The following is a 13,118-nucleotide window of genomic DNA, read 5'->3' as shown; positions in this document are numbered from 1 at the left end:
TCAAATCCTGTCTTCCCGATTTTCCAAAAACACGGGGCCTTAGCTCAGCTGGGAGAGCGCCTGCCTTGCACGCAGGAGGTCAGCGGTTCGATCCCGCTAGGCTCCACTTATTTTAATATCTTTTATGGCGGTGTAGCTCAGCTGGCTAGAGCGTACGGTTCATACCCGTGAGGTCGGGGGTTCGATCCCCTCCGCCGCTACCATAAAGGACCTTTAGCTCAGCTGGTTAGAGCAGACGGCTCATAACCGTCCGGTCGTAGGTTCGAGTCCTACAAGGTCCACCACTAAAGCTTTATATCTCGGAGGTATACCCAAGTTCGGCTGAAGGGATCGGTCTTGAAAACCGACAGGCGGCGAGAGTCGCGCGGGGGTTCGAATCCCTCTACCTCCTCCATTTTTTCTAAATTAAATATTTTATCATCGCGGGGTGGAGCAGCACGGTAGCTCGTCGGGCTCATAACCCGAAGGTCGCAGGTTCAAATCCTGTCCCCGCAACCAAATGGTCCCGTGGTGTAGTGGTTAACATGCGTGCGGGTCCGCCATTTTTTTACATAAAGGCTCGGTAGCTCAGTCGGTAGAGCAGAGGACTGAAAATCCTCGTGTCGGCGGCCGTCCCGAGCCACCATTTTGAAGTAGCAAGCCGACTTAGCTCAACTGGTAGAGCAACTGACTTGTAATCAGTAGGTTGGGGGTTCAAGTCCTCTAGTCGGCACCACTTTCAAAATGAGCCATTAGCTCAGTTGGTAGAGCATCTGACTTTTAATCAGAGGGTCGAAGGTTCGAATCCTTCATGGCTCACCATTTACAATTTAATGCGGGTGTAGTTTAGTGGTAAAACAAGAGCCTTCCAAGCTCTGGTCGAGAGTTCGATTCTCTTCACCCGCTTTTCAATTATGGGCCTATAGCTCAGCTGGTTAGAGCGCACGCCTGATAAGCGTGAGGTCGATGGTTCGAGTCCATTTAGGCCCACCATAATTATTCCGCAGTAGCTCAGTGGTAGAGCTATCGGCTGTTAACCGATCGGTCGTAGGTTCGAGTCCTACCTGCGGAGCCATATTATAGAGAAGTACCCAAGTGGCTCAAGGGGCTCCCCTGCTAAGGGAGTAGATCGCGAACGCGGTGCGAGGGTTCGAATCCCTTCTTCTCTGCCAGAATTGGCCCGTTGGTCAAGTGGTTAAGACACCGCCCTTTCACGGCGGTAACACGGGTTCGAATCCCGTACGGGTCATACTAAAAGAGATAGCATAATCTGCTATCTCTTTTTTATTGTGTAAAAGCGGACTTTGAATAGTCTGCTTTTTTTTATAGATTTCTTGTATACTTTTTTCTATTTGAATCGTCTAACTAATAGAAAGGAGAGAGCGATGGAGTATGAAAAGATTATTGTAGAAACATCTATTTCTATCTGGATTTCTGGTGTCTTTTCTTTAATGCTGGGTCTTAATCATTGCAATAAATTGTAGAAGATTTATGTATATGCACTTATTTTTGCAACCTTTTTATTCTCTCATTCGACTATATTAGTAAAGGGAGGAAGAAATAAAAATGGACATAGCCTATTTAGTAAAACAAGCAACAAGAGGAAATGATCAAGCATTTGAACAACTCATTACTTTTGTTCGCCCAAAATTATATCGAACAGCCTATTCTTATGTAAGAAATGAACAAGATGCACTGGATATATACCAAGAAACAATTTATGAAGCATATCTTTCACTGAGAAAATTAAAAAAGCCGGAGAAATTTCAAAGTTGGATTATCAAAATTCTTGTTTTTAAATCCATTGATTTTGTAAGAAAATCCTCTAGACAATTTGTTGCGAATGATGAAATATTTGCTAATTTATGTACAGAAGAGAGCATGAATACATTAGAACAATCATTGGATTTAACCGAGGCATTTAATTTCTTAGATCCTACTTACAAAACTATTATTTTATTACGGTATTATCACGATTTATCTATTAAAGAAATTGCTGAGGTTCTTAATTCTCCAGAAGGAACGATAAAATCTCAATTACATCGAGCAAAGCAAGCCTTACGCCCCATTTTAAAGGAGGGATATAGTTATGAATAAAGATGAATTTAATCACCATATCAATGATATTCCTATACCAGAAGACCGGTTAATTCAAAGAGAAAAAACAGCCATGCTCCAAGCTAAGAAAAATCAATACCGTAGAAAAAAAACAATCAAGTATTCTAGTCTTGTTGCTTGTGGAATATGTGTTTCTCTCTTAGGTTTTGGATTCATTTCTCCTACTATGGCAAAGACATTATCGAGTGTTCCAGTTATAGGCCCGATTTATGCACAATTTAATGATATTGCTTCTGATAAAATTGAAAAGGATGAGCTTGCTACATCAATTGAGAGACAAGATAACCATAGTGGTTTAACGATGAATGTGAAAGAAGCTGTTTACGATGGTGGACGTTTAGTAATCACAGTGGAATACAAAGGAGAAAATACTATTTCCAATAGTAATGAAGATAAAGCTGGACTTAGTTATGTAACCATTAATGGGAAAGAAGTCAAATCTGCGATTGGTTCTACTTCACAGAAGTCAAAAGGACGAAACACCATTATCGAGCAGCATGAATTCACTCTGGCTAATTACGGTGAATTTGGTGATAAAATTGATGTTTCCGTCCATGGAGAAGATTTATTTGGAAAAACAGGAACATGGAACGTAGCATTTCCTCTTACAAAAGTTGAAGATGAGATTCGTAAATTCACTCCTAATATAAAAACATTAACGAAAGATAATCTGTATGCATTAACAGTAGATCAAGTAACCTTTTCTTCACTTTCAACGAGGATTGATTTGACCTTTGATTATCCAAAAGAAATGGAAGCTAATGATAGGTGGCCAGCACTTGATTATACTGTCACTGATGATAAAGGAAAAATCTACGAAGGAGTCAGCTTGCAAGTTGGTAGCACGGGACTATACGGACACCATATTGTTTTAGCTCTTCCACCAATGGATAATCCTCCAAAATCCTTAACAATTGAACCTACGTATCTTAGTGGTCAAAATGATACATTAAAAAATGGAGGTGCTGAAGATTTAAAAACAACTGTGTTGCTACAATAATTGAAGAGCTTTGCTAGGTTTTCATGTCTATTGACTGTTAATAAGTGATGGTATGTTAATTTGACGTGTATGGAAAAAATATCGCTATCCAGCTAAGATAAATTTGTATCCATATAATCAAAAAACGCTATTCTTTTTGTAGAAATATACAGAAAGGATGGCGTTTTTTATGCTGTCATCATTGGCGGGCTTTGTCGGTAAGTCGATATATTGCAAAAAATCGCTGATATATCTGGAGTTGCGCTTGATATATTCAGAAAATCGCCGATATAATTTCAATCACCGAAGAAAACATAAGAAAAACCCTTTCACAATCTAAAGAAAACGCCTCCATTGAAATGGATTCCACACCTATTCCATCAACTTTACACTCTATGTGAAAAAGTTCACAAATAGGTCATAATTTGTGAAGTAATTCACAATAATACGTGCTACAATATGAATGTAAAGAAGTTAAACAACATTAAATTAGTATTTTAATTAATTACTTAAACAATCATAAAAAAATATATGTGAACAATAGAGAGGGGAAATTAACATGAAAAAAGGTATCAATCGTGTAGTATTAGTAGGAACAGGAGCTGTAGGTTGTAGTTACGCTTACTCAATGATCAACCAAGGTGTAGCTGAAGAATTCGTACTTGTAGATGTTAATGAAGCAAAAGCAGAAGGAGAAGCAATGGACTTAAGCCATGCGGTACCATTCTCTCCAGCGCCAACAAAAGTTTGGAGCGGTAGCTATGCAGATTGTAAAGATGCAGATTTAGTAGTTATCACTGCTGGATTACCACAAAAGCCAGGTGAAACTCGTTTAGATTTAGTTGAGAAAAACACAAAAATCTTTAAACAAATCGTTCGCGGCATTATGGATAGCGGGTTCGATGGAATTTTCTTAATCGCTACAAACCCAGTTGACATTTTAACTTACGTAACTTGGAAAGAATCTGGTCTACCAAAAGAGCGTGTAATCGGTTCTGGTACAACTTTAGACTCTGCTCGTTTCCGTTACATGTTAGGTGACTACTTAGATGTAGATCCACGTAACGTTCATGCTTACATCGTTGGTGAACACGGTGACACTGAACTTCCAGTATGGAGCCACGCTACTATCGGTGTACAAAAACTAGAAACAATCTTAGCTAACAACGAACAGTACAAACAAGAAGACTTAGACAAAATCTTCGAAAACGTACGTGATGCAGCTTACCATATCATCGAGCGTAAAGGTGCAACTTACTACGGAATCGGTATGTCACTACTTCGTGTAACTAAAGCAATCTTAAGCAACGAGAACAGCGTATTAACTGTATCTGCATACCTTGAAGGACAATACGGTGAGAAAGATGCTTTCGTAGGTGTTCCAGCTGTTATTAACCGCGAAGGTGTACGTGAAATCGTAGAACTTGAGCTAAATGAAGATGAAAAAGCGAAATTCGCTCATTCTGTAAAAGTATTAAAAGAAACAATGGCACCAGTACTATAATAATTGATAAATCATTCAGAGGCGGGACACTGCTTCCTACCTCTGAATTCATATAATTTAATATAAATTCCTTTTCCGGTTTCCCTTGTATATCCCCAATATACCCCTTTTGCTGGATAAGGATCGTTTATAGAAAAGAGCACTCTACTTTACGTAGAGTGTTCTTTATTATTATTTTTTAGGCGTTAATCCCAATTTCTTTAAGATATCTGCCAGTGTACCGCTTTTTGATTTTTCCGCAGGTGTTTGTGATTTAGATGCATCCGGACCCTTTTTCAAGAAGTTCTTTTCAACGAAGCGAATATCTTTTTCGTCGACAATACCATCTTTGTTAAGGTCTCCGTCTTTTACAGATACTCCTTTTTTACCATAGTTGCTAGCGATAATTTCAGCATCTTTTATATCAATTACTTTATCACCGTTTACATCACCGGCAAGGTTTTCATCAAGGCGTGCATAATAATATTGGCCAAGCAGCTTACCATCTTTTTCAGTACCTAATTTCGTTGTTAGACGGCTTGTTAAATGTCCTGGAACTTCTACATATAAGTTATAGTCGCGTTTATTAGCTGGAATTCCATTCAGCTTGAAGTATCCATATTTATCTAGTGAGCCTTCAAACTTATGACGGTAGGAATCTGTTGCATATACTTTTACGCCAAGCTTTGTATAATCGAATTTTTCATCTAAATATCCACGTTCATTTAAGAATGCAACAGGTTTAATATTTCCTTCTACTAGTGAGTTTAAGGACATAACTGAGAATGTTTGATCTTGAAGTACACGCATTCTGTTTGGTTCTGATTCACCTTGTTTCCAGTAAGCGAACACTGATAAATCTAATTGAGCATTTGCTTCATAAAACTCATCATTTTCTACTTTGAACGTTACATCAATGAATGGGAAATCACCATCTAATCCAGCGAAGTTTTTGTCATCGATAGCGCCGCCCACTGTAACAGAACCTGCTTCTAGTTTCGGTTCATTTACTTTTGCTGTTACCCCTTTTTCAGAAAGGAGTTTTTCAAAAGCAGGATTCAATTTCGCATTTGCAAATTTGAAGTTCTTCTCTAGGAATTTTACGTTATATTCCCCAGCAACGAATTGTTTTACGTGTTTCGCATTTAGGGTTACAGTAAGTTCATCATTTTTGTATACTTCTTTTTTATCATAGCTAGTTTTCGCATATTGAGCTCCTTGTGGGATAAACCAATAGTTATTTACACCGTTTGGATAGTCAGGTCCTGCAGTTGCATAATCGAAAATATATACGCCTGTGTTCATTGGGCCTTCCACCTTAAAGGATTCAGGAGTAATGCCAACTTTAAAGTCACCATTTGCATTAATAGGTAAAAACTTATGCAAGTATGGGGAATAATCATAGTACATAACGCCATTCGCTTCTTGCGTAATGTTTAAGCCTTTTCCTTTTAAGTAGTCAACGTTTGAATCATATACATTACCTTTAATCCATAGTGCCTTTTTGCCATCTTCCACTGTATAATTCTCTTCATTTAATTCATAAATACCAGGTTTTAATCCCGTTAATTTCACTTCCGGTGGTGTATTATCAATTACGACATAATCACCTTTCACACGTGCTTTCCCGGCTTTATCGTAGCCGACAAACTCAATTGTGTAGTCTCCTTCTGGTAAGTTGATTTTCTCATCACCGATTGGTTTTGCAGGATCATTTGTAAAAGGATATACTTTTCCGTTAAAGAATGAATCTAAGTAATAATACACATCCGTTTTTAGTCCACTCGTGTTTAATGTTCCAATGAAGCCGAGCGCTTTATTTGTTTTGGAATCTTTCACGATAAGATCTAACGTTTCAAGTTCGCTATTTAATTGGAATGCCCCGTGAACATAGGATTCACCGTATGGATTAAATTTCGATGTATCAGTTGAAATGGCTTTTCTTGATAATATCGCGTTTTCAATACCAGGCTCTGATACACGAATAGAGAACGGAATTTGATACGTTTCTTCTTTATTTTTCGTATTTGTAATATGAATATATCCTTCATATCGGCCTTGTTTTACACCGGCTGGGACATTAATTTTTGCTTCGATTTCATCTGATTTGCCAGCATCAAGAGTAATTGTTTCTGGAACAGAGACTTTTACACTGTTTGCGACAGCATCGTTAATAGTAGAAGAAGCCGGTGTATAAGAAATTTCTGTTTTAAATTCTTTCTTCTCTTGTTTATTATGGTTTTCCACTTTTATATTTCGTTTTTGTTCAAGAGCTTCACCGTCTTTTTGATAAAACTTACCGAATGCAATAGATCCAGTTTCTTCTGGTACTTCAATTACTTCATCATTTACAACAGTTTTTGTCGTATCTAATACTTTAAAGCTTGTTTCTGTATGAACAGCGTTGTATGCATCTACTCGCCCAGCTCCAACTTCATATACAGAATACTTTTCTTTTAAATCATCAGCCGTGTTCATAAGAGACGCCTTTACATCGAATGGAGAGTATTCTGGGTGTTCTTGTAAAATAAGAGCAGCAACGCCAGCGATATGAGGGGATGCCATAGATGTTCCTTGCATACGCTCATAGGAAACGTCATAGTTTTCGCCTTCTTGTGGATCGTTAATATATTCAGGCACTGTTGAAAGTACAGCAACACCAGGTGCTGTAATATCAGGTTTAATATCATCATTTGATGTAACAGGGCCGCGTGAGCTAAAGTCTGCAAGATGATCGCCTTCTGTTTGAATATAACTAATTTCGCCAAAAGTAAAGGAGGTGTTACCTTGTTCGATTTGAGCTTTTAGTTTTTCACCATCTTCTTTCGTTAGGCGGAATGCTGGAATGTATTTTGTGCTTTCGCCAACGTAGAAAGGAATTTCTCCGTCCACATTGTTATAAATAATAACGGCTTTTGCACCAGCTTGTTTCGCATTCGCGATTTTTTCATCAAATGAGAGTGTACCACGTGCAACGAGAGCGATTTTCCCTTTTACATCCTTTTTACTAAATTCGTCAGGCGTACCGATTCCTACAGATTCAATAGGGAGAGATTGTCCTTTGAAATCTTCTATTTTATCAGTGAAGTTTTTGCCAAATAAAATTAAGTTAGGGAATTGTACTTGTCCAGCATGACCTGATAGTTTTGGTAAGGAAATAGAACAATCACTTGCCCCGACCGTAATCGCAAATGGAGAAGCACCTGGTGATCCGAGTGTCGCTGGATTTGGACCAGAGTTCCCAGCAGCAACGACTGTAACAACACCGGAAAGCATTGCGTTATTGACAGCGATAGACGTTGGATCAAGTGGATTGTTACTATCGTCACCTAACGATAAGTTAATAACGTTCATACCGTCAGAAATAGATTTATCGATTGCAGCAATAATACCAGAACTATCTCCGCTTCCGTATGGACCAAGTACACGATAGTTATACAGTTCAATGTCAGGTGCAACACCTTTTACTGCGGAATCGGATGTATTTTTCTTTTGAGCAGAAACGATACCTGCTACGTGAGTACCATGCGCGGTGTAGAAGGAAGAGCCACGATCATCAAATTCAGGAGCGCCAGATTGTTGCCATTCTGCATACGTAGTTTCCATCGGATCTGCATCGTTATTAATAAAGTCCCAACCTTTTACGGAGTTTGGGTCTATCTTACTAGAATCCTCACCCGGTTTTGCGCGATAGCCTTTATACACGTCTTTTAAGTCAGGGTGATTGTAATCAATACCTGTATCTAGTACACCAACTTTAATTCCTTTTCCGGTAATACCCTCGCTATGTAACTTATCTACCCCAATTTGGGGAATGCTATCTGTTAGTTTTTGAGGTACTTTCTGCTCTGCTTGTTTTGGTAAATTTAATTTCACTTCGTAATCTTTCCAAATACGTTTTACAACGCCAATTCTTAACAATTCTTCAACTGTATTTGCAGGTAATGTCAGCGCAACGCCATTTATAGCGTGCTTATAAGAACGTTTAATTTGTACAGACTGGAAATTCCCTGATTTTACTGATGGGCTAAATTGATAAAGGCGTTTTAATCCTTTTTGGAATTCCTCATGTTCTTGATCAATACGTGCCTTTATATTTTCAGGAGCAGCTTGTAACCCTTTTTCTTTTTGTTTTAATTCATTAATCTTTACTGGCGCAGTTTGAAATTCTACAATGATATTTACTGGTTCGGAACTGCTCGTATTAATATCTGGTGAAATCGTAAAACCAGGATTGGCATCTAACGTTTGTAATGCCTGACGCTGTTCTTTTGAAAGTTTTGATAGTAAAGACTGGGCGTTTGAAGGGTCAATTTGGTTAATAGGGTTTTCAGCAAGTACATTGAACGGAAGGGCAGTTGAAAATAGAACACCAGCCGTTACAATTCCGGTAACAAAACGATTTTTCTTTTTCATGTATAGGCCTCCGATAATTTATATTTTAAAAATTATTTCTCCACGCCTGGTGTTTGCTCTGCATGGAATGTCCAGTTTAGCTGCATGGAATCACCCTGGAATTTATTTTGATCTTGGTCGTTATCTTCAAAGGAGAAGAGAACGTGTAAATAGTCTGTTTCACCAGACTTAATACCGTCTATTAAGTTATGACGTTCTAGAGAAGTAGCTACATCCTCAGGTTTCATAGTTTTTAATTCTGATAATTTTGTTTCCCACAAAATTTCATGATCATCGTTTGGATTAGATGGCTTTCCGTCATTCACTAAAAATTTGACGATGATGTGATCGCCTAAATCTTCACCATCATTATTTTTCTTTGCATCTGTAACTTCATAGGATGTTTCAAGTGCTACTTTTGCAATATGCAATGTTCCTTTATTTTCAAGCTTGAAGTTTCTTTCAATCAAATCACCTGGTTTTAAATCTTTCACATTAACAATTACGCTTGGGTTAATAGAAAGATCTAGTGTACCAGCTTGAAATGAGTTACTAGATGTTTCAGAATCACTGAAATAGGCGAATACACCGCCAAATGTAAGGGATAAGCCAAGTGAAGCTGTGACAACTCCCATTCCAACTTTTTGTTTTAATGACATAAGAAAGCCCCCTAATTTAATTTTTTATCAAACTTTTTCCAGGAGAATGGACAGAGTAAACATAGTGTTTCAGTATGAATTATATTTGCGAGAGTTCGTAGTTCTTTATTGAGAACAAGTATATGCTTATGAATTTGCCATTTCAATAAAATTGTGACAAAAAATGTTGAGAAACATTTTTTTATGACAGATTATTTTGTTACGATTTTAAGTGATAAATAGCGGGTAAAATAGGATAACTCTAATGAAATAAAGGTTGAGAAATAAATAATAGGATGAAAGACTAGTAGGTAATAAAGCGTTTACAATGAATATTCGTCAAAATTCGATATTTTACACAGTAAATTTGAATATTTTAAGCGAAATTAAAGAAAAAAACGAATATTTTTAAAAAAATAACAAGGATATTTCAGTTTTTCGCAGAAATGATAAAGAGTAAAAAATTTCTGTCATCTTAGTGAGGTGAACATATTGGATGTAATAAATTGTGAAGAAGTGAAACGAGATGAGTTTCATACAGAAAAGTACTATGACAGTTATAACATCTTTGGGGCACATATTGTGACGGAAGATGGGATGCGAGGTGTACGATTCACAGTATGGGCTCCTCATGCGAAAGCAATGAGTGTTGTTGGAGATTTTAATGAATGGAATTATGAGCAACATAAGATGCTACAAGTGACAGAAGAGGGGATTTGGTCCTTGTTTGTACCGCATATTGAAGAGAATGAGATATATAAGTATGCGATTGAAACGATGGATGGTGACGTTATTTTAAAAGCAGATCCTTACGCAGTATATGCAGAAGTAAGACCAAATACGGCATCTGTAGTTTTTGATATAGAGGGATATGAATGGAATGATAAAAACTGGATTCGTAAGAGAAAGAAAAAATCGATTTATAAAGAAGCGATGACAGTTTATGAATTACATTTCGGTTCTTGGAAAAAGAAAGAAGATGGCGCTCTGTATTCTTATAGAGAAATGGCCGAGGAGCTCATTCCGTATGTGGTGGAACATCAATTTACACATATTGAAATTATGCCGCTTGTTGAGCATCCATATGATCGTTCTTGGGGATATCAAGGGACGGGATATTATGCAGCGACAAGTAGATTCGGCACGCCACATGATTTGATGTATTTTGTCGATGAATGTCATAAATATGGAATCGGTGTCATTTTAGATTGGGTGCCGGGGCATTTTTGTAAAGATGCTCACGGTTTATATTTGTTTGATGGGACACCGACTTATGAATATAAAGATATAGATGTACAAGAAAACCTAGTATGGGGAACTGTTAATTTTGATTTAGGGAAGAGGGAAGTACGTAATTTCTTAATTTCAAATGCGTTATTTTGGATGAAGTATTTCCACATTGACGGTTTCAGGGTGGATGCAGTTGCGAATATGCTGTATTGGAATAAAGAAGGACAAGAACAAAGTAATGAGCACGCTGTTTCATTTTTACGAGAGTTAAATGAAGCGGTGTTTGCAGAAGATGAAGATTTTCTTATGACAGCAGAAGATTCAACAGCTTGGCCACTTGTAACAGCTCCAACGTATGAAGGTGGGCTTGGGTTCAATTACAAATGGAATATGGGCTGGATGAATGATGTGCTGAAATATATGGAGTGTGCGCCTGAGTATAGGAAGTATATTCATGAGAAAATGACGTTCTCTTTAATATATGCTTACTCTGAAAATTTCATATTACCGCTTTCTCATGATGAAGTCGTTCATGGGAAAAAGTCGTTATTAAATAAAATGCCAGGAGATTACTGGGATAAGTTTGCTCAACTTCGTTTATTATATGGATATTTCTTTACTCATCCAGGTAAGAAATTGCTCTTTATGGGTGGAGAATTCGGGCAGTTTGATGAGTGGAAAGACCTTGAAGATTTAGATTGGAATTTACATGATTTTGAAATGCATCGTTATATGCATGATTACTTTAAAGAGCTCATAGCATTGTATAAGCGCTCCAAACCACTTTGGCAGCTTGATCATTCACCTGAAGGATTTCAGTGGATAGATGCTAATAATCATGAGCAAAGTATTTTCTCATTTATTCGCCAAGGGGATAAACAAGAAGATGCGTTAGTTGTCGTATGTAATTTTACGAAAGCTACATATGAAAACTATAAAGTAGGTTTGCCAGATTTCGAGTATTATAACGAGATTTTAAACAGTGACGCTGAGCAATATGGCGGATCGGGGCAAGTGAATAAGAAACGTCTCAAGACGATTCAAGAACCGTATCATAATCAAGCGGCACATGTAGAAATTACAATTCCACCATTTGGCGTATCCATATTACGACCAGTGAAGACGAGAAAGGGGAGCAAAAAACAAGATGGCTCAAAAGCAAAAGTGCGTAGCAATGTTACTAGCAGGGGGAAAAGGTAGTCGATTAAGTGCATTAACAAAAAATTTAGCCAAGCCAGCTGTTCCATTTGGTGGTAAATATCGCATTATTGACTTTACGCTAAGTAACTGTGCGAATTCTGGTATTGAAACGGTTGGGATTTTGACGCAATATCAACCACTCGAACTTCATAATTATATCGGAATCGGCAATGCTTGGGATTTAGACCGAGTAAGCGGTGGAGTCACAGTGTTACCTCCTTATGCGGAGTCTTCAGGTGTGAAGTGGTACACAGGTACAGCAAGTGCCATTTATCAAAACTTAAACTATTTAAGTCAGTATGAACCAGAGTATGTTCTGATTTTATCAGGCGATCATATTTATAAAATGGATTACAGTAAAATGTTAGATTACCATATTGAGAAAGAAGCGGACGTTTCGATTTCTGTTATTGAAGTGCCGTGGGATGAAGCGAGTCGCTTCGGTATTATGAATACGAACGAAGAGATGGAGATTGTTGAATTTGAAGAGAAACCGCAATTTCCAAGAAGTAATCTTGCATCAATGGGAATTTATATTTTTAACTGGGCAATTTTGAAAGAGTATTTAGAGATGGATGCAAGAAATCCTGAATCTAGTAATGATTTCGGAAAAGATGTACTTCCGCTTTTATTAGATGAAGGGAAAAAGCTGATGGCGTATCCGTTTGAAGGATATTGGAAAGATGTTGGAACGGTGAAAAGCTTATGGGAAGCGAATATGGATTTACTTCGCGATGAAACATCGCTGAATTTAAACGATCGTAATTGGCGTATTTATTCTGTGAATCCAAATGAGCCACCTCAATATATTGCAGAAAAGGCAAAAGTAGAAGAATCACTTATTAACGAAGGATGCGTCATTGAAGGGGACGTGAAGCATTCTGTATTATTCCAAGGGGTGACAGTGGAAGAAGGTAGTATGGTTATTGATTCTGTCGTTATGCCAGGAGCGAAGATTGGTAAAAATGTTGTGATTGAAAGAGCGATTGTTGGATCGGAAATGGTTATTGAAGATGGAACAATTATTCGTCCAGAAAAAAATGTCGACGATGTAGTACTCATTGCTGAAGGGAAATAGAAAAGGGGGATGAAATGA

At 37.7% G+C, this 13,118-nt stretch carries 7 protein-coding genes and 13 tRNA genes; 18 read left to right on the top strand and 2 right to left on the bottom strand.

Annotated elements, in window-relative coordinates; genetic code table 11:
- Positions 1–33: 33 nt before the first annotated feature.
- From DN392_RS00805 to DN392_RS00720, 16 genes are all read left to right on the top strand, one after another.
- Positions 34–106, top strand: a tRNA-Ala gene (locus DN392_RS00805).
- A gap of 20 nt (positions 107–126) precedes the next feature.
- Positions 127–203: transfer RNA gene (locus DN392_RS00800), tRNA-Met, on the top strand.
- Between the two features lie 4 nt (positions 204–207).
- Positions 208–284: transfer RNA gene (locus DN392_RS00795), tRNA-Ile, on the top strand.
- A gap of 17 nt (positions 285–301) precedes the next feature.
- Positions 302–394, top strand: a tRNA-Ser gene (locus tag DN392_RS00790).
- Between the two features lie 27 nt (positions 395–421).
- A tRNA-Met gene (locus tag DN392_RS00785) sits at positions 422–498 on the top strand.
- A gap of 58 nt (positions 499–556) precedes the next feature.
- A tRNA-Phe gene (locus tag DN392_RS00780) sits at positions 557–625 on the top strand.
- A gap of 14 nt (positions 626–639) precedes the next feature.
- Positions 640–715: transfer RNA gene (locus DN392_RS00775), tRNA-Thr, on the top strand.
- Positions 716–725: 10 nt separating this feature from the next.
- Positions 726–801, top strand: a tRNA-Lys gene (locus tag DN392_RS00770).
- Positions 802–814: 13 nt separating this feature from the next.
- Positions 815–885 (top strand) — tRNA-Gly (locus DN392_RS00765).
- A gap of 10 nt (positions 886–895) precedes the next feature.
- Positions 896–972: transfer RNA gene (locus DN392_RS00760), tRNA-Ile, on the top strand.
- Positions 973–979: 7 nt separating this feature from the next.
- Positions 980–1,054 (top strand) — tRNA-Asn (locus tag DN392_RS00755).
- 6 nt (positions 1,055–1,060) lie between these two features.
- A tRNA-Ser gene (locus tag DN392_RS00750) sits at positions 1,061–1,151 on the top strand.
- Positions 1,152–1,156: 5 nt separating this feature from the next.
- Positions 1,157–1,228: transfer RNA gene (locus DN392_RS00745), tRNA-Glu, on the top strand.
- A gap of 317 nt (positions 1,229–1,545) precedes the next feature.
- Positions 1,546–2,076: a sigma-70 family RNA polymerase sigma factor gene (locus tag DN392_RS00735; protein WP_064056408.1), complete on the top strand. Its 531-nt coding sequence runs from the start codon at positions 1,546–1,548 to the stop codon at positions 2,074–2,076.
- Positions 2,069–3,097, top strand: coding sequence for a DUF4179 domain-containing protein (locus DN392_RS00730; protein ID WP_064449158.1), 1,029 nt, complete (start codon positions 2,069–2,071; stop codon positions 3,095–3,097). The genes DN392_RS00735 and DN392_RS00730 overlap by 8 nt, the downstream gene beginning before the upstream one ends.
- A 538-nt stretch (positions 3,098–3,635) precedes the next feature.
- A complete protein-coding gene (locus tag DN392_RS00720; RefSeq protein ID WP_000715335.1) occupies positions 3,636–4,580 on the top strand; it encodes an L-lactate dehydrogenase in 945 nt (314 codons plus the stop codon).
- Between the two features lie 171 nt (positions 4,581–4,751).
- Here the strand turns inward: DN392_RS00720 and DN392_RS00715 are convergent, their stop codons facing one another.
- Both DN392_RS00715 and DN392_RS00710 read right to left on the bottom strand, forming a co-directional pair.
- Complete coding sequence (locus DN392_RS00715; RefSeq protein ID WP_088321317.1) at positions 4,752–8,975, bottom strand: S8 family serine peptidase; 4,224 nt, start codon at positions 8,973–8,975, stop codon at positions 4,752–4,754.
- A gap of 32 nt (positions 8,976–9,007) precedes the next feature.
- The gene (locus DN392_RS00710) at positions 9,008–9,613 is read right to left on the bottom strand and encodes a CalY family protein (protein WP_088321318.1); all 606 of its coding nucleotides are present in this window, start codon (positions 9,611–9,613) and stop codon (positions 9,008–9,010) included.
- Positions 9,614–10,084: 471 nt separating this feature from the next.
- Here DN392_RS00710 and glgB point away from each other — a divergent pair, with 471 nt between their 5' ends.
- Complete coding sequence (gene glgB, locus DN392_RS00705; protein WP_000382602.1) at positions 10,085–12,022, top strand: 1,4-alpha-glucan branching protein GlgB; 1,938 nt, start codon at positions 10,085–10,087, stop codon at positions 12,020–12,022.
- Complete coding sequence (gene glgC, locus DN392_RS00700; RefSeq protein WP_000057613.1) at positions 11,970–13,100, top strand: glucose-1-phosphate adenylyltransferase; 1,131 nt, start codon at positions 11,970–11,972, stop codon at positions 13,098–13,100. Before glgB ends, glgC begins: the two co-directional genes overlap by 53 nt.
- Positions 13,101–13,118: the final 18 nt, after the last annotated feature.

The sequence above is a fragment of the Bacillus sp. BB51/4 genome (assembly GCF_008368845.1).
In the GTDB taxonomy this organism is placed as follows: Bacteria; Bacillota; Bacilli; order Bacillales; family Bacillaceae_G; genus Bacillus_A; species Bacillus_A wiedmannii.
This window is presented reverse-complemented; position numbering and strand designations above follow the sequence as displayed.